At 52.5% G+C, this 22265-nt stretch carries 21 protein-coding genes and 1 pseudogene; 11 read left to right on the top strand and 11 right to left on the bottom strand.

The features are described from left to right. Nucleotides 1-18: 18 nt before the first annotated feature. A complete protein-coding gene (locus tag E3E29_RS04385; protein WP_394352968.1) occupies nucleotides 19-1005 on the bottom strand; it encodes a peptidylprolyl isomerase in 987 nt (328 codons plus the stop codon). A gap of 103 nt (nucleotides 1006-1108) precedes the next feature. Between E3E29_RS04385 and cysS the strand changes: the two genes are divergently transcribed. The 3 genes from cysS (at nucleotide 1109) to E3E29_RS04370 (ending at nucleotide 3211) form a co-directional block, all read left to right on the top strand. Further along, on the top strand, nucleotides 1109-2539 hold the full coding sequence (gene cysS / locus E3E29_RS04380) for a cysteine--tRNA ligase (RefSeq protein ID WP_167909906.1): 1431 nt from the start codon (nucleotides 1109-1111) through the stop codon (nucleotides 2537-2539). Between the two features lie 78 nt (nucleotides 2540-2617). Further along, nucleotides 2618-2800 carry a hypothetical protein gene (locus E3E29_RS04375; protein WP_167909622.1) on the top strand — a complete coding sequence of 61 codons (183 nt, stop codon included), beginning with the start codon at nucleotides 2618-2620 and terminating at the stop codon, nucleotides 2798-2800. Nucleotides 2801-2929: 129 nt separating this feature from the next. Further along, nucleotides 2930-3211, top strand: coding sequence for a hypothetical protein (locus E3E29_RS04370; protein ID WP_167909621.1), 282 nt, complete (start codon nucleotides 2930-2932; stop codon nucleotides 3209-3211). A 137-nt stretch (nucleotides 3212-3348) separates the two neighbouring features. Here E3E29_RS04370 and pyk read toward each other — a convergent pair whose 3' ends face one another. The 4 genes from pyk to purB all read right to left on the bottom strand — a co-directional run bounded on the left by pyk (nucleotide 3349) and on the right by purB (nucleotide 8569). Beyond that, nucleotides 3349-4773 carry a pyruvate kinase gene (gene pyk, locus E3E29_RS04365; RefSeq protein WP_167909620.1) on the bottom strand — a complete coding sequence of 475 codons (1425 nt, stop codon included), beginning with the start codon at nucleotides 4771-4773 and terminating at the stop codon, nucleotides 3349-3351. 503 nt (nucleotides 4774-5276) lie between these two features. Beyond that, entirely contained in the window at nucleotides 5277-5633 is a 357-nt protein-coding gene (locus E3E29_RS04360; RefSeq protein ID WP_167909619.1) for a hypothetical protein, read from the bottom strand. Further along, a complete protein-coding gene (locus E3E29_RS04355; RefSeq protein ID WP_167909618.1) occupies nucleotides 5611-6354 on the bottom strand; it encodes a hypothetical protein in 744 nt (247 codons plus the stop codon). Before E3E29_RS04355 ends, E3E29_RS04360 begins: the two co-directional genes overlap by 23 nt. Before the next feature lie 871 nt (nucleotides 6355-7225). Then, the gene (purB, locus tag E3E29_RS04350; RefSeq protein WP_167909617.1) at nucleotides 7226-8569 is read right to left on the bottom strand and encodes an adenylosuccinate lyase; all 1344 of its coding nucleotides are present in this window, start codon (nucleotides 8567-8569) and stop codon (nucleotides 7226-7228) included. A gap of 191 nt (nucleotides 8570-8760) precedes the next feature. On the opposite strand from purB, the gene albA reads away from it, so the two are divergent. From albA to E3E29_RS04335, 3 genes are all read left to right on the top strand, one after another. After that, nucleotides 8761-9036, top strand: a complete 276-nt coding sequence (gene albA, locus E3E29_RS04345; RefSeq protein WP_167909616.1) for a DNA-binding protein Alba — start codon at nucleotides 8761-8763, stop codon at nucleotides 9034-9036. Nucleotides 9037-9153: 117 nt separating this feature from the next. Next, nucleotides 9154-9945: a winged helix-turn-helix domain-containing protein gene (locus E3E29_RS04340; RefSeq protein WP_342764661.1), complete on the top strand. Its 792-nt coding sequence runs from the start codon at nucleotides 9154-9156 to the stop codon at nucleotides 9943-9945. A 35-nt stretch (nucleotides 9946-9980) separates the two neighbouring features. Beyond that, nucleotides 9981-10514 (top strand): cyclic nucleotide-binding/CBS domain-containing protein, encoded by a 534-nt coding sequence (locus E3E29_RS04335; protein ID WP_167909615.1) that lies wholly within the window; start codon nucleotides 9981-9983, stop codon nucleotides 10512-10514. Here E3E29_RS04335 and E3E29_RS04330 read toward each other — a convergent pair. Next, entirely contained in the window at nucleotides 10504-11046 is a 543-nt protein-coding gene (locus E3E29_RS04330; RefSeq protein ID WP_167909904.1) for an NTPase, read from the bottom strand. The two genes, E3E29_RS04335 and E3E29_RS04330, sit on opposite strands and share 11 nt — an antisense overlap. Nucleotides 11047-11101: 55 nt before the next feature. Between E3E29_RS04330 and mtnA the strand changes: the two genes are divergently transcribed. Continuing rightward, nucleotides 11102-12172, top strand: a complete 1071-nt coding sequence (mtnA, locus tag E3E29_RS04325) for an S-methyl-5-thioribose-1-phosphate isomerase (RefSeq protein WP_167909614.1) — start codon at nucleotides 11102-11104, stop codon at nucleotides 12170-12172. Between the two features lie 110 nt (nucleotides 12173-12282). Here the strand turns inward: mtnA and E3E29_RS04320 are convergent, their stop codons facing one another. From E3E29_RS04320 to E3E29_RS04305, 4 genes are read right to left on the bottom strand one after another with little or no spacing between them, the layout of a single operon-like run. Next, entirely contained in the window at nucleotides 12283-12816 is a 534-nt protein-coding gene (locus tag E3E29_RS04320; protein WP_206205757.1) for an N-acetyltransferase, read from the bottom strand. After that, nucleotides 12773-14248: a hypothetical protein gene (locus E3E29_RS04315; RefSeq protein ID WP_342764660.1), complete on the bottom strand. Its 1476-nt coding sequence runs from the start codon at nucleotides 14246-14248 to the stop codon at nucleotides 12773-12775. Before E3E29_RS04315 ends, E3E29_RS04320 begins: the two co-directional genes overlap by 44 nt. After that, on the bottom strand, nucleotides 14220-15311 hold the full coding sequence (locus tag E3E29_RS04310) for a DUF1611 domain-containing protein (RefSeq protein ID WP_167909613.1): 1092 nt from the start codon (nucleotides 15309-15311) through the stop codon (nucleotides 14220-14222). The genes E3E29_RS04315 and E3E29_RS04310 overlap by 29 nt, the downstream gene beginning before the upstream one ends. Further along, nucleotides 15220-16212 (bottom strand): pyridoxal-phosphate dependent enzyme, encoded by a 993-nt coding sequence (locus tag E3E29_RS04305; RefSeq protein ID WP_167909612.1) that lies wholly within the window; start codon nucleotides 16210-16212, stop codon nucleotides 15220-15222. Before E3E29_RS04305 ends, E3E29_RS04310 begins: the two co-directional genes overlap by 92 nt. Before the next feature lie 281 nt (nucleotides 16213-16493). On the opposite strand from E3E29_RS04305, the gene E3E29_RS04300 reads away from it, so the two are divergent. The 3 genes from E3E29_RS04300 to E3E29_RS04290 are packed head-to-tail and all read left to right on the top strand — an operon-like array spanning nucleotide 16494 to nucleotide 19164. Then, nucleotides 16494-16688: a hypothetical protein gene (locus E3E29_RS04300; RefSeq protein ID WP_167909611.1), complete on the top strand. Its 195-nt coding sequence runs from the start codon at nucleotides 16494-16496 to the stop codon at nucleotides 16686-16688. 34 nt (nucleotides 16689-16722) lie between these two features. Then, complete coding sequence (locus E3E29_RS04295) at nucleotides 16723-18012, top strand: MFS transporter (protein WP_167909610.1); 1290 nt, start codon at nucleotides 16723-16725, stop codon at nucleotides 18010-18012. Nucleotides 18013-18027: 15 nt separating this feature from the next. Continuing rightward, nucleotides 18028-19164 carry an iron-containing alcohol dehydrogenase gene (locus E3E29_RS04290; RefSeq protein ID WP_167909609.1) on the top strand — a complete coding sequence of 379 codons (1137 nt, stop codon included), beginning with the start codon at nucleotides 18028-18030 and terminating at the stop codon, nucleotides 19162-19164. Nucleotides 19165-19189: 25 nt separating this feature from the next. Here E3E29_RS04290 and E3E29_RS04285 read toward each other — a convergent pair whose 3' ends face one another. After that, complete coding sequence (locus E3E29_RS04285; RefSeq protein ID WP_167909901.1) at nucleotides 19190-20674, bottom strand: MFS transporter; 1485 nt, start codon at nucleotides 20672-20674, stop codon at nucleotides 19190-19192. A gap of 188 nt (nucleotides 20675-20862) precedes the next feature. On the opposite strand from E3E29_RS04285, the pseudogene E3E29_RS04280 reads away from it, so the two are divergent. Continuing rightward, nucleotides 20863-22252: pseudogene (locus E3E29_RS04280) on the top strand (ATP-binding protein). The last annotated feature ends 13 nt before the right edge of the window (nucleotides 22253-22265 follow it).

Here is a 22265-nt window from a genome sequence, read left to right as displayed (position 1 = left end):
GACTATAAAAGTTTGGGCTCACTCGCCCGCGCTTTCCTCATGGTTCTCGGAGGTTTCTTCAGCCGGGCCCTCTTCAGCCTTTTCTTCCTCGGGGGATGGGGCTTCCTCTCCGGTCTCTTCCTCTCCAGAAGTCTTCTCCTGGCCCTTAGAGGCCTCGGCGGATTCTCCTTCCCCTTCGCCTTCTCTGGATGTTTCCTGGGTTCCCTCAGCGGTTTTCCCCGATTCGGAGGCTTTCTCTTCTACTTCCGCTGTCTCTTCTGCGGCTTCCTCTTCGGCCTCTTCCTCCGGCGGCTTGAGGAGCTCCTCAACGTTCGGCTTGAACTTGGCCTCTTCGTAGCCTATGAACTTCAGGTCGCTCTCAAGAACTATCTCGCTGAGAACTAGGGTGTTCTTGTCGATCTGGTCGAGGACCCTGTGGAAGTCGATGGTGACGTCCTTCTCGCCGACCTCGATCATGACCTTGTCGCGGTCAACCTTGGGCATGCGGAGCTCTATGAGGGCTTTGACCTTCTCTATCGGGTCATCTATCTTCTCGATTATCTCAACCTCGTAGACGAGGTGCTTGCCGGCGTAGGGGTGGTTGAAGTCTATCCTGACCCTTCCACCGCTGACTGTCATTACCCTCCCCTTGATTTTCTTGCCCTCGCTCGTCTCAAGCTCTATCGGCATCCCGGGGATGGGGTAAATACCGGCCCTCCTGAGCTGGCCGAGGGTGAACACCTTTATCAGCTTGGGGTCGCGCTTCCCAAAGCCCTTCTCGGGCGGAACGATTATCTTGTACTTCTTTCCAACCTCAAGGCCGTCGAGCTGCTCATCCAGGCCCTGGAGAACGTGGCCCGCTCCAACCGCTATCGGGACCGGGCCGTAGATGCCCTTCTCGCTGTAAATCCCAGCTTCTTTTGCGACTTCCTCATAAGTCGTGTCGAATATCTCGCCGGTTTCCTTGACTTTTCCCGTGTATTGGAGCCTTACAACGTCTCCCTTCTGAACCTTCGTCATAAGCATAACCTCCTCCTTTCTTCTACCCCCACTTGGGTGGGTGGTTTTTAAGCTTTCCCGCAACGATAAGCTAATAAAAAGCCACTCCCAAAAGCGCCCGGTGGTGAAAATGGGGATCAAAATCTACAACACCCTGACGAGGCAGAAGGAGGAGTTCAAACCCCTGCGAGATGGCGAGGTCAGGATGTACGTCTGCGGGCCAACGGTTTACGATTACACCCACATCGGCCACGCGAGGACTTACATCGCCTTCGACGTGATAAGGCGCTACCTTGAGCACAAAGGCTACACAGTCCTCATGGTCATGAACTTCACGGACATAGACGATAAAATCATCAAGCGCGCAAATGAAACTGGGGGAGACCCCAAGGAGCTCGCGGAGAACTTCCTCAAATATTTCCTAGAAGATATGAACGCCCTAAAGGTTAAGCCTGCTGACATTTATCCCCGTGTCACTGAGCACATCCAGGACATCATTAACTTTGTAAGGAAGCTCCAGGAGAAGGGCTACGCCTACGAAGGCAGCGATGGAGTCTACTTTGAAGTCAGGAAGTTCAAGGACTATGGAAAGCTGAGTAAGATAAAGGTCGAGGAGCTCGTTAAGGGGGCCCGCGTTGAGCCCGGTGAGGGCAAGAAGAATCCAGAAGACTTCGCCCTCTGGAAGAAGGCCAAGCCCGGAGAGCCCAAGTGGGAGAGCCCGTGGGGAGAGGGAAGGCCCGGATGGCACATCGAGTGCTCCACGATGAGCACGAAGTATTTGGGAGAGAGCTTTGACATCCACGGCGGAGGAAACGACCTTATCTTCCCGCACCACGAGAACGAGATAGCCCAGACGGAAGCGTGCACCGGCCACGAGTGGGTCCGCTACTGGATGCACACGGGCTTCCTCATGGTGAACGGCGAGAAGATGAGCAAGAGCCTCGGCAACTTCGTGACGATAAGGGAAGCCCTCCAGCGCTACGACCCGGAGGTGATAAGGCTCTTCGTCCTGCAGAGGCACTACAGGTCACCCCTCGACTACACTGAGGAGGGTCTTGAGCACGCCAAGAACAACCTTGAGCGCCTTTATAACACCCTCGAGAACATCCGCGTGGCGATGGAAAGGGCCGAGATATCCTTCAAGTGGGGGGAGGAAGAGTTCAAAGCTTATGAGGCCATCAGAAACGCGAGGGAGAAGTTCTACGAGGCTATGGATGACGACTTCAACACAGCTGAGGCCCTCAAACCGGTCTTCGAGGTGAGCAACGCCGTCAACCGCTACCTGACACAGGTCGAGAAGCCGAAGGAGAGCATTCTGAGGAAGGCCTGGGAGTTCTTCAAGATGGTGAGCGAGGTTTTCGGAATCTTCGAGGACTACTTCAAGGAACAGAAGGCCGGAGAAGAAGAGGCCCTGATAAAGCTCCTCATAGAGGTTCGCTCTCAGCTTAGGAAGGAGAGGAACTTCGCGCTGGCGGACAAGATAAGGGCGGAGCTGAGGGAGCTCGGAATCCAGCTCGAGGACACGCCACAGGGCACTGTGTGGAAGAGGATTAGGGGTTAAAACCGCTGTTTGCTTTTCTGTTTTTATTCGTTTTTATCCCCGGAATCTTTATAATTTTCTAGGTTCACCCCCAAGGTGGTGGCGATCATGGATGAAGTGGCGGTCCTTCGCTCTGACCTTGAAGAACTTGTTCTTATGGAGAAGATCCCCCTATCTGAGCTCGAATCGGTCAAGACGAACCCGGGAACTGGGCCCACTTTTACAGTGCCCTCGCCTCGGTTCTCGGCTTTACCCCCTGGCAGGAAACCGGACTTAAAATAGGGGTAACCCAGTACGATTACAGCCAGATAGACGAGGACATCCTTGGGAAGGCCTACGAAACCTACCTCGCCGAGAAGAGAAAGGAGAAAGGAATCTATTACACCCCCAAGTACGTCACACAGTTCATAGTTGAGGAAGATAAGGGAAATCCTATCCAAAGAAAAGGCCGTGAGGCTCATCATAGACTTCGGCGGCAGGCAGGTCTTCAAGGGTGCAACGACATACACGGTGATACTCGTCCTGAGGAAGGAGGAAAACGAAGACCCTCGAGATATCCTAAGCAAAACGGAAGTTCCGACCGTTGAAGGGGATCCTGAAGAGACGAGAAGGATAGCGATAACCGTCAAAGAAAGGGGCCAACGTGCGCCATCTCACCTCTTTCCTCAACCTTGTCAGGGACAACGAAGCTAACCTTGATGCCCTCGTCTTCAAATTGTACGGGCTCACAAAAGACGAGGCAAGAACTGTCCTCAGAAGCCTCGAAAAGAGCCAAGATTATATAGATAAGGTGGTGGGGTACATCCCCACCCCTTAATCCCCGAGCCATACTAAGGGACCTGGAAAATCCTGATGGTGTTTGTTCCCACGGTCTTTCCGACCGGGGCGCCCTTTGTCAGAAGGACCGTATCCTCCTCCTTTGCCAGCCCCAGCCCTTTGATCATCCGGACTATCTCGCACTCATTGTCGCTCTCCACCACGAAGGGATAGACTCCGTAGCTGAACATCAGCCCGTTCGCCACCCTCTCGTCCTTGGTGAAGGCCAGTATCCACTGCCTGGGCTTGAAGCGCGATATGAGCCTGGCCGTGTAGCCGCTGTTGGTGGGGGTTAGTATGTAGCGGGCGTCCACTATCTGAAGGACCTCTATTATGCCCCTCGTAACCGCGTCTTTTATTGTTCCCTTCCTCGGTATCTTCTCCTTCCACTCAAGCATCCTCACGTTTCCAAAGCTCTCCCTATAGGCCTCCGTTGCCCTTGCTATCCTCGCCATCATCCTCACGGTATCCACAGGGTATTTGCCCACCGCGGTCTCCTCGGAGAGCATAACGGCGTCGGCACCGTCGAGGATGGCGTTGGCGACGTCTGTAACCTCGGCCCTCGTGGGCAGCTTTTCCACGGTCATGCTCTCCAGCATCTGCGTTGCAACGATGGCGGGTTTCCCTGCAGTAACGGCCTTCTCTATGAGCTTCTTCTGGAGTATCGGGAGTTTTTCGATCGGCATCTCCACACCGAGGTCACCCCTGGCTATCATCACTCCGTCCGCAGCAGAGAGTATCTCGTCAAAGTTTCTAATCGCATCCGGCCTTTCTATCTTGGCTATGATAAAGAGGTTGCCCTCCTTTTCACTCACGAAGTGCCTAACTTTTAGGATATCGTAGGCAGAGCCCACGAAGCTTATTCCTGCCGCGTCAACGCCGTTCTCTATCATGAATTCCAGTATATCAAGGTCCCTCTTTGTTATTGCCTCCAGGGGTATCCTAGCGTTCGGGACGTTTATCCCCTTGTGTGAGTACAGTACCCCTCCGACGAGAACCTTACACACTACGTCAGTTTCGGTTACCCTGACCACTTTGAGAACTATGAAGCCGTCGCTGAGGTATATGGTGTCTCCAGGGGATACGAGCCGGGAAAACTCCTTGAACTCTACTGGAATTATCCCCTCCATACCCTCAACGTCCTTTGTGGTAAGGGTTACTGTCTGGTTTCTTCTCAGTTCGACTTTTCCTCCCACAATATTTCCTACCCGGATCTTGACTCCGGGGAGGTCTCCTAGTATGGCAACACGCCTGCCAAGCTTGGCTGAGACTTCCCTTATCCTCTTGATTGTCTCCCTGTGCTCTTCAAAGGTCCCGTGGGAGAAGTTTATCCTCGCAACGCTCATTCCGGCTTTTATCAGCGACTCCAGAGTCTTTCTATCCCTTGATGCTGGACCTATCGTGGCCACTATCTTCGTCTTGTGAGATGGCAACCTCATCACCTTCACCTTCCATGAGGGTACTCCCTCATTGTTTTAATACTAATCGGTCACCGGATGGCCTCGCTGTGGGATATTCTTGTAAATTTTTTAAAATTTTGTGTTTTTACTCTCACCCGTCCCGTTCGCTCATGTCATGAATTTTTCGGTGATTTGTTACGTTTTAATAACATTCTATTAATAATATTTTAAATTGTTTTTTAAACATTTATGAAATCATCTAAATTTATACTTTTTATAATTTTAAATTTTGAAAGTTTTAATAATAGTTATTTAAGTTAGATTGAGAAATATTAAAAAATAGCAGTTTTATACGTATATCAAACTTAAAGTCTTACCTGCATAAAAATAAAGAAGTTTTAACTCGATGTCCCCTGGTACCGTAGTTTGACACCATAGATAGACCCACTGAGAATAATGGGATTTCTCGATTAAGGCCCTCTTACATCACCCGTTTTTGATTACGAGCGAAGATAGTTATTGGATTGATCAGGCGTGCTGCGTTAGCAACTGGATTTAGAATAACGCGCACGGAGCCGCTCTGAGAGCTTACCTCCCACTCGTTCGAGCTCGGGCTGGCTTATGACGATGGCTATAACCATACCATTCCTCGTACGGACGGGCTTTTTTGGAAACCCCATAGATTCCAGCACGCACTTTTCAAGTTTAGAGAGGGATGTAACGGGCATCACCAGTTCCAGCTTCCTTGTCTTTTGGTTCACTCTGATAAACGGCCGGGAGTCAGTACGGGTTGTGCAGGCTTCCTCAACTTTGCCTTTCAGTATTTCTGCTGCAAGTGAGATAAGTGAAGGGTACCCAGCGGCAATTTCAGGCGGGTTAATACCTGTTTCTGGCTTCATTGTAGTCCTCCCCTACGTTTGAGAATACCTCATCAAGATCGGTACGGTACAGTATGTATTTTGTCTCGTTCTCTGCGCTGAGGAGGGAGAGCTTTTTCCAAGAAACGTTCTCCCCGACTATCATGTAGATGTCCTTGTCGTTCTCGATGTACTCTCGATAGTTCACTGAATAACCCCAGACGTACTTCACTTCGATCTTTAGATCATTTAAAGGCAGGTAAATGTCGTATCGCTTGTTTTTCGAGCTCCATTCTGTTAAAGCTGTGGTGTGCTTTGAGAGCATTTTTGAAATGTGAGTCTTAATCAGCCAGTGAGGGAGCTTTGACCTTGTGTTCTCTATCTGAAGCCCATCAAGTTTAGGCAGTGCTTTTTTCAGTCCTTCAAAGATAGCTTTGTATATTGTTTCAGGATGCCCAGAGGCGGGCGTAAACTGAAGGTTTCTGATCAGCGTTTCAGCATCGATGCCCTTTTTCCATGAAGAAACGGCCTGCAAACTGGTTATCTTAGACCTTAAGGTCTGACTGAGGTACAAGGCTGTTGTATATGTATCCGCGCCAGTTTCGGCCCTTGTTAATAATATCGCGGCTCTTCTCGGATTTAGACCTTTAATACTTAGACGTCTCGAGTAATACCTCCTGAAAGGCCTTAGGATTTCGCTCTTTTCCCAGGGAGTCAGTTTTAGAAAGAGTTCCGGGTTTTTGATTAAATTGCATGCCCTCACCTAGCGCACCCATGCACTTTATCGTGGCCTTCTTTTAAAGTTTGTTATTGATACCACTATATAAAATTATCATATAAGGTACATTATATGACAAATCTTAGTATAGAAATGTTCATTCTCTGCTTAATCATTCTAAGCAACTTGGGTCTCGGATCTTAACGGACGATTTGAGCTAAAGCGTATTAGACAACTCAATCAATAGAAGACCAGGTCCACTGGCTTTGTTTAAAGTGACTGCAATGCCTTGCCCACAGCCTTCGGACGGAGGGTTCTTCATTGGGATTTCCATAATGAGCTTTGCAGGAGAACCTTCTCCGATGAGACGACGTTTATCGCGGGCCTCCTCTTTTATGACGGCACTCTATCGCGTGGGGACACTCTATAACTCGCTTTCTCTCTGTATTCCTATGGAAGCCCCATATATCGACTAGCATCTTCGGGGTTATAACTATCTTTAATTGTAACTAGAAACTGGTTGTGTAATAGCCGGCTCCCAACATAAATAATCGGCTTTTTTGTATTCCATTGTTTTTGTGAATCAAAACGCTCGCTTTTGTTCATTTAACGTTGTTGGGTAGTGTAAACTTATTATTTTTTACTATTGATAAAAGGTCTTAACAAACGTTAATATTATTTAGAATATTGGATAATTATTAAACTTAATAAATATTAAATTTTTTAAAGTAATATTCGGGTATTATTATTAAATAAATGAAAATAAACTAAGCTAAATAATTAAATATAAAAATACAAAAAGTAACAATTCACCGAAAAATCCGAGAGATAAATTGCAGTGAATGTGCTGGGGAGGTGCCTAAAGAAAAAGGCAGTAGAAAGACGTAAAAGAAAATTACTGGTATTTAAAGGCTTTTTACCGCTCTTTCTCCTCTATAAAAGCTGTTACGTTGTCCACTATCTGCGGGGCAAGCCCGATGTAGTTCTCAGGCTTCAGGGACTCTAGGTCATCTTCGCTAAGATACTTCATGGCCTCTTCGCTTTTTCTAACAACCTCAAGCAGGTCTCCCTTTTCGTAGAACGCCTTCATGGCAAGCTGTCTAACGAGTTCGTGCGCTTCCTGCCTTCCCATGCCCTTCTCCGTCAGCTTCAGCATCAACGGCTCGGCTATTATGAGGTTGTTTGTCAAATAGAGGTTCCTCTTAATGTTCTCGGGGAAGAACTCAAGGCCCGAGAGCACCTTTATCGTGGTCTTCAACATCTCGTCGAGAAGGACAAAGCTCTCGGGGAGGATTACGCGCTCGACCGAGGAGTTTGTGAGGTCCCTCTCATGCCAGAGGGGGTTGTTCAGCAGAGCCGGAACCACGTTGGAGTAGAGAACCCTCGCTAAGCCACTTACCTTCTCACTCCCTATGGGGTTCCTCTTATGAGGCATCGTTGACGAGCCCACCTGCTTCTTACCAAAGGGCTCGCTGACCTCAAGGATTTCCGTCCTCTGGAGGTTTCTAATCTCCAGGGCGACCTTGTCGAGGGTCGAGGCTATTAAGGCAAGAACCATCATGAGCTCTGCATAAACGTCCCTCTGTATTATCTGGTTGCTTATTCTCACCGGTTTGAGGCCAAGGTCTTCCATGACTAACTTCTGTATTTCAAGTCCCTTCTCCCCGAAGCTCGCCATTGTTCCAACCGCTCCGCTCATCTGGCCAACGAGAACCCTTTCCTTGAGCTGGTTGAGCCTGTCTATGTGCCTCTGCACCTCGTCCAGCCATATCGCAAACTTCATGCCGTAGGTTGTTGGTACCGCGTGCTGACCGTGCGTCCTCCCGATGCAGACGGTGTACTTGTGCTCCTTCGCGAGCTTCTTGAGGACTGAGCGGAGCTCCTTAAGGTCTCTCTCGACTATCGCAAGACTCTCCCTTATGAGGAGCGCGTTAGCGGTGTCTATAATGTCGTTTGATGTTGCACCGAGGTGAACGTACTTCCCGTGCTCGCCGCAGACCTCGCTTAACGCCTTGACTACGGCCATTATGTCGTGGTGTATCTCCGCCTCGATCTCCTTGACCCTCTCAAGCTTCACCCACTTCGTGTTCGCTTTCTCTGAGATTACGCGCGCACTCTGCTTGGGGATGTTGCCGACCTTCGCGTGCGCCCTAGCCAGGGCCGCCTCAACGTCGAGGAGTTTCTGAAGTTTGTTCTCTTCGTCCCATATCCGACGCATCTCCTCGCTCCCGTAGCGGTAGTCGATCGGATGAACGGCCATTTTATCACCATGTATATGGCAATTTAACGACATTAAAAGCTTTTGCTTAACATTAATATGTAGGTACATGTTTGGATATTAGATTCTGGCGTTGGAGCCACAGGAGTGTCCAATAACGCTACCGAACTACCGAAAAGTATTTAACCCCCTCCCGGCGATAGCCTAACGACAAAACTTCGGAGGTGCCAGAAATGGCTGAGGAGCACGTTGTCTACATTGGAAAGAAGCCGGTTATGAACTACGTCCTGGCCGTTATCACCCAGTTCAACGAGGGTGCCAAGGAGGTCACCGTGAAGGCTCGCGGTAGGGCTATCAGCAGGGCCGTTGACGTCGCTGAGATCGTCAGGAACAGGTTCCTCCCAGAGGTCAGGGTTAAGGAGATCAAGATCGGCACCGAGGAGCTTCCGACTGCCGACGGAAGAACCGCCAACACCTCGACCATTGAGATACTCCTTGAGAAGCCGTGAATAAGAGGGGTTTAATCCCTTTCCTTTTACTCTCATTTGAGCCCCCGTTTTCCGTTCACTGCAATTCTCTTTGAAGCTTTGGAAACTTTTAATAGGATGCTCTCTTACTTCCCTTAGGTGGGATTCTTGGGGGAGAAGCGGGTCATTGACATAAACGACGAAACTGCCAGGGTGCTTGCTCAGATTATAACCAACGATAAAGCCCTGGCTATCCTCCATGCCCTTGAGGATGGGCCCAAGTCAATAAGCGAGCTTTCCATGGAGCTGGGATTCCCTCTCTCAACGGTTAGCTATCACATCGAGAGGATGCTCCGGGTGGGGCTCGTTGAGGTCGCCGGTGTCAAGTACGGCAAGAGGCTCCAGGAGGTAAAACTCTACCGGGCGTCTAACAGGCCGATCCTCCTCGTCCCCAGGCGGCAGGCGGTAAAGGTTACTAAAAAACTCCCCGCCATCGAGAAGCTCCACGTGATAAGCCTGAGCGTTGCCGCGTTCATCTCGGCGCTTGTATACGAGGCATCCAAAAAGCTTCTCTTTCCGGGTCCCTTTGTGCGCAACATCGGTGGAGTCTCCAATGTTTCGAACGTTGGGCATTCTCCCACTCCTGACATGAATTCCACCCTATACGTGACTACAGGTTCGGAATCCGCCACCTCCCGGATTATCGCGGGGAATTCAACAGCGATTAAAACTATCAACACTTCGGTAGTTTCAACTGGTGGTGCTCCCCACACATCGAGCAGTACCCCAATCCCCGTCACCAGCAGCCCGGGCAACTACACTGGTAGTTCTGTTTCTCCATCGGGGGAAGGTCATGGGTGGGTTCCGCTTCTTCTGGCGTTTGTGGCGTTTGTAGCAGTGTTCCTGGTCTCTTACTACCTTTTGAAGAGGAGAATTCCAAAACGTTTTTAAGTTTCCTCCCCAACTCCCGCTGAAGGGGTGGTAGCATGGCAGAGATCACCGTGGGCCAGATAGTCAAGAGAAAGGCAGTACTCGTAAGGCCGGAGGATACCGTTCACAGGGCGGCCAGAATCCTAGCCCGCAATAAGGTAGGGAGTGCCGTCGTGGTGGACAAGAATAAGGAAGTTGTAGGGATAATAACCGACCGTGACATCCTCGACAAGGTCGTTGCCAGGGGTAAGGATCCCAAGAAAGTCCTTGTGAATGACGTCATGACAGAGAACCCCATAACCATAGAGGATGACTACACGATCCAGGACGCTATCGACAGGATGATGGACAAGGGCATAAGGAGACTACTCGTAACCAGGCTTGGAAAACCCATCGGCTTTGTTACAGCGGCTGACCTTCTCTCGGCCCTCAACAACATGAACAGCGAGGAAGAGGAAGAGACCGAGGAGGAAACAGAGGTTTACGGTATCTGTGAGATATGCGGCCAGTACGGGCCCCTCTACAAGGTCTACATCGAGGGTCAGGAAAAGTGGGTCTGCGAGAGCTGTAAGGACTCCCTCAACCTCTGAGACCCTTCAGCTCTTTCATTGCCTTGTCCAGGATTATCCCGAACTCCGCGTTCCTGTTCTCAAAGCTCAGCGTATGGACTTCTCCGAGCGGCCTGAACCTGTCGACGAACTTCCTGTGGACGACCGCGAGGAGGGGCTTCTCTGACTTCAGAACTTCCCCGACGGCTTTGGCAAACTCGTCACTCTCGTATTCCATCGGGCCGATTTCGTCGATAACTATTAAGTCGGCCTCAACGAGCGCCCTCCTTATCGCCGGAACGGCGATCCTTTCAATCTCATCGACGTGGACGACGTACTTTCCAAATGGAACGCCCGGCAGATATGAAGTGCCCCTTATGCTGGCGAGGGTTCCCTCTTCCCCAGTGTCGAGGGCAGTTATCTTGAACCCCACACGTCTACCTCCCCTGCGCACTTCCTGGGTTATTATCCCGCCGACGATATATCCCCAGCGGTCAGCTTCCCTCGCGACTCTCTCGACGAGCGTAGTCTTACCGACTCCGGCCGGCCCCGTTACGAATATTCTCGTCACCATTTCACTCACCGAAGGAGCTTTAAGTTCCTCCCTTAAACCCTTTGGGGTGGTTGGAATGGAGATCAGGTACAAGCCGGAGGAACTCACGAGGCTCCCGAGGAGCGTTAGGTACGAGCCTGGAAAGGTCATTATGATAGATCAGACACTTCTCCCGAGTGAGTTCAAGGAGATAGAGCTCAGAACCGTCGATGAGGTCGCTGAGGCCATCATCACCATGAAGATTCGCGGTGCGCCGGCGATAGGAGCTGCCGCTGCCTTCGGCCTGGCTCTCTTCGTCGATACCTCCAAGGCAAAGACCAAGGAAGAGTTCATGGAGGGCTTTGAAAAGGCCTACGAGGGGCTCAAGAACACAAGACCCACAGCAGTGAACCTCTTCTGGGCGCTCAACAGGGTGAAGAACCTCGTCGAGGAGCACATGGAAGACCCGCTCGACGAGATAAAGGGGCTCATTGTTTCAGAGGCTCAGAAGATAGCGGACGAGGACGTCGAGGCCAACCTGAGGATGGGACACTACGGTGCCGAGGTTCTCCCAGATGGGAACGTACTCACCCACTGTAACGCGGGTAGCTTAGCCACAGTTCAGCTTGGCACGGTTGGCGCTGTGCTTAGGGTTATGCACCGCGATGGAACGCTGAAGCTTCTCTGGGTTGATGAGACGAGGCCTGTCCTCCAGGGTGCCAGGCTTTCCGCATGGGAGTACCACTACGACGGCATTTCCCTTAAGCTTATAACAGACAACATGGCGGGCTTCGTCATGCAGCAGGGCAAGGTTGACGCCATCATCGTTGGAGCAGATAGGATAGTTGCCAACGGGGATTTCGCCAACAAGATAGGGACGTACACTCTAGCTGTTCTAGCTAAGGAGCACGGGATACCGTTCTTTACCGTTGCACCGCTCTCAACGATAGACATGAACCTGAAGAGCGGGAGGGAGATACCCATAGAGGAGCGCAAGCCGGAGGAAGTCCTCACTTGCGGCGGCTGTAAGATTGCTCCGGATGTAGACGTCTACAATCCAGCGTTCGATGTTACACCGCACAAGTATCTAACTGGGATAATCACTGATAAAGGCGTCGTGTGGCCTCCTTTTGAGAGGAATCTGAAGAGGCTGTTCAAGAAGGAGTGAGTGGCCTTTGCGCCTTTCACTTAATTTTTTCTATAGAGATAATCTCCACTCCGCCGGGATGAATAACAGATAATCGGCGTAGGATATAGAAGACCTCAGAAATAGAAACCTCAACCGGGTAGGGGTTTCTCCATAATAACGGCCCTTTCAGTGTAACCCCTCCTCTTGTACCACCCCACCGCGGGGTTATCGATATCCACACGGAGTAAGACCTTCAGCGCTCCCCTCTCCTTCGCCCACTCCTCGGCCTTCTTGAGGAGTTCTGAGCCTATCCCCCACCCCCTGGCCTCCTCAACAGTCTCGATGTCGTAGATGTATGCAACGGGGATGAAATCGACCGTATCTTCCGTGATGCAGACCCATACGTGTCCGAGGTAGCGGTTGTAAGGGTCTAAGGCCACAAAGAACTTGTGCTCGCCGTGGGAGAGGAGCTCGTTTACCACCGTCCAGTAAGCTTCCACATATTCCTCCCGTGAGATCCTAGCCCTGACAAAACCCCAGCTTATCTCAAGGTCTTTTCGAAAGATTTCGTCCATGAAGTCCTCTCCGTCAGTTATATGATATTCCACAGCGGTCTCAATTATGGGTGGAAGGGGATTCTCACTTGGCCGTTTTCCCTTCCTCGGATTCTTCCGGGACTCCATTCAGGGCATCCTCCCGAGTTATTCTCACCCATCTCTCACCCTTCAGGTAGACACAGCCCTTCGTGTACTTCTCATAGATCCTGTAAAGCCCTTCCCTGAACTCCGGCGGGATGTTGTCGAAGTGAGAGTTTCTGTCGTCGAAGTGAAGCATCTCCACGTGCCAGTGCGGCTTTCCTTCGAGCGGAAAGTCGGGGTTTCTCCGCTTTATAAGATAGATGGAGTGCTCAAGCTCGTCCCTGTCCAGCCGGATTTTTCCTTCATTTATGCGCCTGGCGAGGTCTTCAACGTGCTCTGGCTTGTACCGGATGAGTGTCGGGTCTATGCCGTTCGCGAGAAGGAACGTCAGGATACCATTGCACTTGAAGCACTTCCCGCAGGGGACGTAGTCCTCCCCCTCCTTGTGAACCGAGTGACAGCTTCTCTGGAGTTTAAAGAGCTCGGGATAGCGGTTATAGAGAACGCGCTCCACGATGAGGCCGGTTATCGGCCTAACAGCCGACCACTGTCTTATCCCGAGCCCCCTCTCCGCGAACCAGGAAGTCATGTACCTCTCGAAGTCCTGGCTCTGGTCGTAGGTCGCGTAGTAGTGTCCTATGCCCATGTATTCGTAGGTCAGCCCGCGCGGGTCGTCGTACTCGTTGCCGAAGAGGACGTTCCCGATTCCGTACTTATGGATGAGCGGGAGGAAGGCGAAGGAGTAGCCCGCGAAGAAGAAAAGCCTTATAGGGTAGACCTCCGCCTTTGGCTTCCCAACGTTCTGGAGGATCTTCATGTTCTTCTCTATGAAGGTGTAGAGCCTGTCGGCGTTGCTCCAGACCCTTTTCGTCTTCGGCTCGTTCTCCTTGAACCAGCGGTAGGCGGGGATGGCGACGTGCCAGTGGGCCCCTGACTCGTTGTAGAAGAAGGGATAGACCTCACAACCGAGCTCCTTCATCAGGCCGTAGGTCAGGAGACTCTCCTTTCCGCCGGAGAGCATCACGGCGCATTTGCCGTAGTCTGGCTCGAAATCGATGGGTTCCTCCTCAACGCCTTCTGGAACCAGCTCCGCCATTGGCTCGGCCATCCCGGGGTGGACTTCCCTAGGCACAAACTCCGGCCTTATGAACTCCGTTGGATTGGCTATTCTGTTGACGAAGATGTCTCTGGCGGTGACCTCCATCATGTCACGGAAGAACTCCAAGTCCCTCGGGTCGAGGGAGAAGTCAAAGCGTATCTCCTTCGTGAAGAGGCCGTAGTTAATCGCCGGGATTATACTAACCAGCTTGGCGAAGGCTTCCACCTTGGGTATTCTCTCTCCATAGCGGTGGATGAGGGTGTAGGTTAGCTCCTCGTCGTCGATGCCGGGGATGTAGCGTGCTGAAACGCGCCTTGTCGAGACCTCCGGGCGCTCGATGAGGATGTAGTCAAAGCACTTCAGCTCCAGCGGGCTCACTGGCCCTCACCTCCCCAAGCTCCTTCGCTTTGCTCGCTATCAGCCTGGCTATATCCTCGACGCCCTGGTAGAACGGGACGCGCGTCAGGATTCCGGTCTTGCTCTCTATCCTCTCGGCCCATTCGAGGGCCTCCTTCTTCGTGAGGTTCTCCGTGTTTACTGTTATCGCCACCGGCCTCTTTCCAGAGAGGAGCTCTATGAGCTGGATGTAGTTCTCAAGAGGGGGTATCGCATACTGCGGGAAGTCATCGAAGACCCCTCTCCCCGGCGCATGCTGAAGGACGATGAAGTCGGGTCTACCGGCACCGATGAGCTCAAAACCACCTGGAAACGCCGGGTGAAGGAGCGAGCCCTCACCGTGGGTTACTATGACGTCCGGTCTTTCCTCGACCCAGGCACGGTAGAAGACGTCCTCAATCGCCCCAGGGACGAAGTCGTTTATTATCGAGTCCATCACTATGCAGTACTTGAAGCCCTGCATCCATCCGGTCTGGCCCATCGCTATGAACTCGCTCTTGAGGCCGAGGTTCTTGAAGGCCTCGTGGAGGAGTATTGCAGTTGTCCTCTTGCCTATAGCAGCGTCAGTCCCGAGGACGGCGACCTTTACGGCCTTCACTTCCTCTATCTTGCCGGTGAAGGGTATCCTCATGTTGTAGAATATCTTCCTGACGTCGATTATCTCGACGCCGTGTCTCTTGGCAAGCCTCTTCAGGTAGAAGTCATCGCTAAGGAAGTGGTGGAGGCCGTTCACTATTCCAAGACCGTTCTTTATTGCCCTGATGACTATCTTGCGGTAGCTCTCGGGAAGGAAGCCTCCGGGTGTTGCTACGCCAATGATGAGCCACTTCGCGTCCGGGTGTTCCCTAAGGGCTTCCTCCAGCGTGCCGTATATCGGGATGTTCCGTCTTTTGCCGTCGAGCACCTCACCTGCGTCCTTGCCGGCGAGGGTCGAGTCTATGAGTCCAGCTATCTCAAACCTTTTCGAGTAGCGCACAAGCCCGTGCGCGGTTTTCCCATCTGACGTAAGATAGCGCCCCTCCGTAAGCACCAAGGCCTTCTCCACCGTGGACACCTCCAGTTATCACCAACACGAAGTTTCCCCTCCACATCCCAAACTTCCGGGCGAACTTCACCAGGCCGGCAAGAGTTAAGGCTGACGCCGGCAGGGCCGAGATTCCCTCAGTTTTCTCAAGTAGGGCTGAGTAATTGACCGTGTCGTCATCCGCAAAGCCGAAGACGTAGCCGTTGGACTCGTTGACTGCCCTCAGTGCCTCAATTGCATCAAAGGATATCATCGAGACGAGCGGCTCGTTCACCGGTGTTTCAACGAACTCGTTCGTTTCAACCCCGTAGAACTGCCAGAGTATCTGGTTGCCGAGGCCCGTCGTTACACCAACCATCTTCGGGTTCTCGCCCCGCTTCCTGAAGCCGTGCCATATCCCCGCTAGGGTCGTCCCGTTTCCAACGGGCACGAAGACGGCATCTGGCCTTACATCCCGCAGGATGTCGCCCGCTATCGTGGAGTAACCTTCATAGTCTATCTCAGGGTTGCTTCCGGGGTTTGCATCGTAGATGCCGTTCTCCACCGCGAACTTTCTGCTCTCTAGAACGACCTTTTCATAGGGGCCGCCTATTGGAATGACCTCTGCACCGTAAGCCAGCATCTCGCCGGCCCTTTCGAGGGTATAACCTGCCGGGACGAAGATGTACGCTTTTAGGCCGTAGACCTTTGCGTAATACGCCACCGCCACACCGTAGTTCCCGCAGGTGCCCACGGTGATGGCAGAATAACCCTCTTCCGCGGCCCTCTTGGCATGTGCTTCGGCGATTCTGTCCTTATGGGTTCCCGTCGGGTTCCTTCCTTCAAAATCGAGATAGATTCTTTTTATGCCCAGAGCTCTTTCAAGGTTTCTGGCCCTTATGAGCGGGCCGTCATCATCGTCGGAGTCGTTTGGAACCTCCATTTCCGACCACCAGAGGTCCTATTTTCGCAATATCAGGACTTTATTGGGTTTTCATTTCTGCTCCCCTGTCGAGCTCTTTGTTTTTCAGCAGGGGAGCAATGTGGAGTACTGCACGAGTATATAAATCTTTCTCCCAGGTGAGGCCGTTATTCCTACCTAACATTTGTTTCAGCCCCTAAAATTGTTAGGAACCGGCTGTGCTAGTGCTAATCTGGACAGAAAAGTTTTTAAGCTCAGTATACGCTCAATGAACGCCCCTCAAAAGGGGGGAGGTGGTCGATATGTACTACCCGCCCAAGAAGAAGGTCCAGCCCAAGAAGGTTGAGGAAGAAGGGGAAGAGGAGTTTGAGCCCCTCGACACAGTAGAGGAAGCCTACGAGGACTGGGACGAAGAGGAGGAAGAGTGGGAAGACGTCGATGAAGATGAGGATTGGGATGAGGACGAAGACTGGGACGAGGAAGACGAAGATTATTAAACCCTCTTCCTCCTCTTCTTTTTGAGGTGCTCCTATGAAGGCCCGGCCGGTCAAAAGGCAGAAGACCACCCTCAAAAGTCTTGAAAAGCGCCGTCAGATGCGGCACCGGCCGGATCCAAGCAGGTGGTTCTATTCCTTTATCCCGTTCAAGGTCGCCACAGGAGGCGCCGCTCCGCTCATTCCCCTCCTCACGATGAACGTCGGCGGCGGCCCAGCCGATGTCGGCATCGTCAACGCTATAGGAAGTACTTTCTCGATGCTTGGAGGGCTTTTCTGGGGGAAACTCAGCGACAGGCTCAACAGGAGGAAGGCCTTCCTTATGGCGGGCTTTCTGGGAACTGCAATAACCACGATGGTTTTTGCCCTTGCACACAGTGTTCACCAAGTAATGGCGATAAACGCGGTCTACACCTTCTCCATTGCGGCAACGATACCCATTCCCGTCCTCATAATAACCAAGGCCTTTCGCCTTGAAGACTGGGACTACGCCATAGGCAGGTTCAACGAGATAAGCGGCTGGGCGTGGGTGCTGGGTCTAGTGGTTGGGCTCCTGCTAACGCCACTGCTCGGTATAAGGATGACCTTCGTTGCCCTCGGCCTCATTGGGCTGCTCTCGTCCCCATGGGGAGAACGGACGATAAGGGAGGTTCCCCTTCACGTTGACAGAAGGATCCTTGGTGTCTACGCAGGCTACGTGGTTGAGAAGTTCAGATACATCCCGAACATGATAACCCATCTGCCCAGGTTCTCAACGAAGGGTTTTGGCAGGCTGTACCTCTCATCCCTCCTATTTTGGATTGGGGCAATGCTCTACTTCACCCAGTTTCCCGTTCTCCTCAAGGCACATGGCTTTGGAGCAACCCCCCTCTATATTATGAGTATAGGAAACTCGGCGGTTTCGGCGTTTATGTACACTAGGGTGGGTTTAAAGTTACGGAAAAGCGGCGGTTACAACGCCCTTATCTCTGGATTATCCCTTAGAGCCCTCGCGTTTGGTCTTCTAGCGTTTACCGCACGGTTAGGGGGAACTCCTTTCGTCGTTCTTGCCTTCCTCTCCTATTTCCTGGCAGGCTACACCTGGGCCTACATCGGAATCTCGACCACTTCTATTATCTCCCGCTTTGCACCGCCCAAAGAGAGGGGAGCGCTGATAGGGACGTATAATATGGTGAGCTCCCTTGGTGCGATAGCCGGTAACTTCCTGAGCGGCGTTCTAACGGAAGAATTTGGCTTTACGGTGGACTTCATTCTGGCTACTCTTTTGATAGGCGTCTCAATACTCCCCCTCTTGGGCGAGAGGGTTAAAAGCTCTAGTACCAATTAACTTCGGTGGTGTCCCATGTTCTGGCTCAAGACCAGGATAATAGAGGGGGAGGGTTCGCTGGAGAACCTTAAGAACGAGGTCAATGGCTACGAGCGCGTCCTCATCCTCTCCTCAGGCTCGATGAAGAGGCACGGCTTCCTGAATGAGGCCAGGGACTACGTGAAGGAAGCCGGTGCGGAGGTCATGAGTATAGCCGGCCTCCCATCGGAACCGAGTGTTGAGGTGATAGAGGAGTTCCTACCGAAGGTGAGGGAGTTTTCGCCGGATTTGTTCATAGCGCTCGGCGGCGGGAGCATCATAGACACGACAAAGGCCTTGAAAGTATTCTACGACGCTCCCGAGCTCCTCTTTGAGGAGATAGCCTTCATCGATCGCTTCTCAAAGCCTAAGCCAATCCCGAAGCTCCGGACACCGCTCATTGCAATACCATCAACGAGCGGAGCGGGGAGTGAGGTCTCAGCGGCGAGCGTCCTGAAAAAGAATGGGATAAAGTACAACATAGTAACGCCGGAGATAGCACCCGACGTTGCTATCCTCGACCCGAGGCTCCCGAGAACAATGCCGAGGGAAGTCGCCAGGAACTCCGGTCTCGACGTCCTCGTCCACGGGATAGAAGCTTACACGACGAAAGTTGCGGGGCCCTTCAGCGACGCGATGGCGATTCGGGCGATAAAGACCGTCTTCGAGTGGCTACCGAGGTCAGTTGAGGGCGACCCTGAAGCGAGGGCAAGGATGCACTACGCGGCTACGATGGCAGGCATAGCCTTCCTCAACGCGAGGCTTGGCCTGGCACACGCCATGAGCCACAAGGCGGCCTGGATAGGGCCCCACGGACTCCTCAACGCAATATTGATTCCCTACGTGATGGAGTTCAACGCAGAGAGGAGCGAGTATGCGAGGAGGCGCTATGATGATATAGCATATGAACTTGGACTGAAAGATTCAGAAGATCTGATAAAAGCTGTTAAGGAGCTCAATGAGCGCCTTGGAGTTCCAACGCTGAGCGAGCTGGTTGATGAGGAGACTTTTACGGCAAAGCTTGAGGAGATGGCGGAGAAGGCCTACCGCGACGGACTGGTGGCGTTCAACCCCGTGGAACCGAAGCCCGAGGAGATAAGGGAGCTTTATTTGAAGGCGTTCTATGGAGAATAAACGAAAAAATAGTAGGGGAAGGGCGTTACTCAACTACCACTTCCTTTTCTTCTCCTTCCTCGACCTCACGTATCTTTCCGCCCTTCATGACCTCAACGATGGCGAGGGCCAGCAGGGCAAGGAGGAGGTAAACCACCGAAGCCCCCCCAAAGAGCACCTCGTAGGCCTTCTCCGTTGGGATTCTGATCTGGACGAAGGCCGGCGCTCCGGGCGGGTGGAAGAGGGCATAGTAGGTGCTCATCACCGTTCCAGCTATTGCCGGTCCCCAGGTCGAGCCAAAGTTCCTAAAGAGGCTGTTGGAGCCCGTGGCAACTCCCATCATCCTCGGCGGGACCGAGAAGACCAGCACGTTGATGAGGGAGATGTTCATGAGGTTTATCCCCACTCCAACGATGACCATCATCGTCACGAACTGCCATAGTGACATCTCCGTTGCGTAGAGGGACATTACCGCGAGGGCGCCGCTTCCGATGAGTGCACCTGCTATCGCTATCGGCTTCGCCCCAATCTTCGGCATGAACTTTCCGGCGAGCGGGGCGACGATGAGCATGACAAGGGCCATTGGGGTCATGAGGAGGCCGCTCTGGAGTATCGTCTTTCCGAAGCCGTAGGGTTCTGGCATCTGGAGGAGGTAGGTGTTTACCTGGCTCATCATTGAGAGCCCGAAGGCGGCAAGCATTATGCCCAGGTTGGCTATGGCGGGGTTCCTTGAGGATATTATCTTAAGGGGCAGCAGCGGGTTTTCCACTCTCCTCTCCCAGAGGACGAGCAATAGGGTACCAATGACACCAACCGCAAATAGCACGAGGGTTTCTTTAGCGGTCCAGCCGACGTTTGGTGCCCTCGTGACGGCCACGAGGATAGGCACTACGAAGACCGTAAGGAGAACCGCCCCGATCCAGTCAACCTTTCCGGGGTTTACGTAGCGGCTCTCCCGGAGTATCTTCCAAGCCAAGAAGAACATCAGCACGGCGAATGGTGCCGCCGAGTGGTAGGTCCAGCGCCACCCGTAGTTCTCCGTAACCCACGCGCCGAGGGGAAGTGCTATGACCATACCGACTCCAAACATGGCGCTTATCATTCCCTGAACCTGCGGCACCATGCTCGGCGGGAACTCCTCCCGAACGAGGGAGAAGGCCAGAGGGAAGATCGCCATTCCAAAGCCCTGGATTGCCCTCGTCACGAGCAACCACTTGAAGCTCGGCGCGAAGCCGTTGAGGATGACGCCGAGGGTGTAGAAGGCGAGCGCTATGAGGAACATCTTCTTTTTTCCGTACATGTCGCCGAGCTTTCCGAAGAGGGCCACACTGACGGTTCCAACGAGGAGGTAAATGGTCAGAACCCAGCTGACGTCGTTGGGGTTTATCGCGAACTCCTTCTGGATCGTCGGCAGAGCTGGCGTCAGCATCGCCTCGGTGTACATAACGAGGAGCGGGAGAAGAACGACCACAATAACCGCTTTCTTTGCGTAGGCTAAGTCATATGTCTCACCCTTCTCGACCACCTGCATTTTCACCACCGACCTATCGAACGATATATCACTTATAAAGTTAGTGGTCGGCGAGGTCGTTAAGCTCGCTTTGCCCAATTCCCTGCGTAATAACCGCGGTTATGATAAGGGGGATTATCAAAGCATTCTCCCCACCTCGAAATCCTTAAATAGTTTACTTATGAGTAAATTACTGGTGGGTAAACAAAATGTTCATGGACAGGGAGGAAGAGCTGGCCCTCCTTGAGGAGAGGCTGAAGAGCGGGAAGGCCCAGTTCATCGTGATATACGGCAGGAGGAGGGTTGGCAAGACCGCTCTCATTTTGGAGTTCCTCAGGAGGCACAGCGGCGTTTATCTCCTTGCGAGGGAGACGAGCGAAGCTAAGCACCTCGAGCGCTTCTCCCTTCGCCTCGCTGAGTATTTCAACGACCCGCTCCTCAAAAAGAACCCACTGCGGAGCTGGGACGCCTTCTTCGAGTATCTCTCCACTAAGGCCGAAAAGCCTCTAATCATTGCTATAGACGAGTTCCCATACCTTGTGAAGGACAACAAAGCCCTACCCTCGATCCTTCAGGAATACTGGGAAATGAAGCTCTCGAAAGGGAAGGTCTTCCTAATAATCTCCGGCTCAAGCGTTTCCATGATGGAGAGGCTTTTGGGCTACAAGAGCCCGCTCTACGGCAGGAGGACGGCACAGCTCAAGCTCAAACCCCTCGACTTCTTCAGCGCGCGGGAGTTCCTTCCAAGATACTCGCCCGAGGACTTCGTGAGGGTCTACGGAATCCTCGGTGGGACGCCAGCTTATCTCCTTGAGTTCAGCGACGAGAAAAGTCTTGAGGAGAACTTTAAGGGTTATTTCCGCGTGGATTCCTTCCTCTACGGCGACGCCCTCTTCGTTCTCCGCGAGGAGCTTGACGAACCGCGGAACTACTTCGCCATAATGGAGGCGATAGCGAGGGGAAAGACAACCCTTGGCGAGATAACCAACGATACGGGGCTTGAGCGGGCCACCGTTGGAAAGTACCTCAGCGTTCTCATCGACCTTGACCTCGTGAAGAGGGAGCTACCGGTAACCGCCAGCAGGAAGAGCAGGAAGGGGAGGTACTACATAACGGACAACTACTTCGCTTTCTGGTTCCGCTACGTTTACCCAAACGCCGATCTGATCGAGAGCGGCAACGGAGAGCTTCTCGTTGATGCCGTCATGGCCGATATAGACCACTACCTCGGGGGAATCTTTGAAGGAGTGGCTAAGGAGTTCCTTCTGAGGCTGAAAAAGCACGGAGAGCTTCCGTTTAAGTTCACCAGGATTGGAAGGTGGTGGCATAAGGGCGAGGAGATTGATCTTGTTGCTTTGAACGAGCGCGAGAAGAAGGCGCTGTTTGTTGAAGTGGAGTGGAAGGATTTGAGCGAGAGGGAAGCGCGTGGGATTTTGAAGGACTTACGGAGGAAGGCGGAGCTCGTTGGACTGGACGGGTGGGAGAAATATCATGGACTGGTTGCCAGAAAGATCGAAGAAAAGGATACTCTCAGAGAAGAGGGTTTTTTTGGCCTGGGACTTGAGGGATTTTGAAGCCTCTAAAGGCAATCAAGAGTAGGATCAATGCCCTC

Source organism: Thermococcus sp. Bubb.Bath (assembly GCF_012027595.1).
Lineage (GTDB): Archaea > Methanobacteriota_B > Thermococci > Thermococcales > Thermococcaceae > Thermococcus.
This window is presented reverse-complemented; position numbering and strand designations above follow the sequence as displayed.

Coding starts and splice junctions, on each gene's coding strand:
- E3E29_RS04320 (WP_206205757.1), bottom strand. CDS start 12,816: ATGGAGTCCCGGAAGAATCCGAGGAAGGGAAAACGGCCAAGTGAGAAT.
- E3E29_RS04305 (WP_167909612.1), bottom strand. CDS start 16,212: ATGGAGGTTCCAAACGACTCCGACGATGATGACGGCCCGCTCATAAGG.
- cysS (WP_167909906.1), top strand. CDS start 1,109: ATGGGGATCAAAATCTACAACACCCTGACGAGGCAGAAGGAGGAGTTC.
- purB (WP_167909617.1), bottom strand. CDS start 8,569: ATGGCCGTTCATCCGATCGACTACCGCTACGGGAGCGAGGAGATGCGT.
- pyk (WP_167909620.1), bottom strand. CDS start 4,773: ATGAGGTTGCCATCTCACAAGACGAAGATAGTGGCCACGATAGGTCCA.
- E3E29_RS04360 (WP_167909619.1), bottom strand. CDS start 5,633: ATGAAGCCAGAAACAGGTATTAACCCGCCTGAAATTGCCGCTGGGTAC.
- E3E29_RS04335 (WP_167909615.1), top strand. CDS start 9,981: ATGGCAGAGATCACCGTGGGCCAGATAGTCAAGAGAAAGGCAGTACTC.
- E3E29_RS04385 (WP_394352968.1), bottom strand. CDS start 1,005: ATGCTTATGACGAAGGTTCAGAAGGGAGACGTTGTAAGGCTCCAATAC.
- E3E29_RS04285 (WP_167909901.1), bottom strand. CDS start 20,674: ATGCAGGTGGTCGAGAAGGGTGAGACATATGACTTAGCCTACGCAAAG.
- mtnA (WP_167909614.1), top strand. CDS start 11,102: ATGGAGATCAGGTACAAGCCGGAGGAACTCACGAGGCTCCCGAGGAGC.
- E3E29_RS04295 (WP_167909610.1), top strand. CDS start 16,723: ATGAAGGCCCGGCCGGTCAAAAGGCAGAAGACCACCCTCAAAAGTCTT.
- albA (WP_167909616.1), top strand. CDS start 8,761: ATGGCTGAGGAGCACGTTGTCTACATTGGAAAGAAGCCGGTTATGAAC.
- E3E29_RS04300 (WP_167909611.1), top strand. CDS start 16,494: ATGTACTACCCGCCCAAGAAGAAGGTCCAGCCCAAGAAGGTTGAGGAA.
- E3E29_RS04290 (WP_167909609.1), top strand. CDS start 18,028: ATGTTCTGGCTCAAGACCAGGATAATAGAGGGGGAGGGTTCGCTGGAG.
- E3E29_RS04330 (WP_167909904.1), bottom strand. CDS start 11,046: ATGGTGACGAGAATATTCGTAACGGGGCCGGCCGGAGTCGGTAAGACT.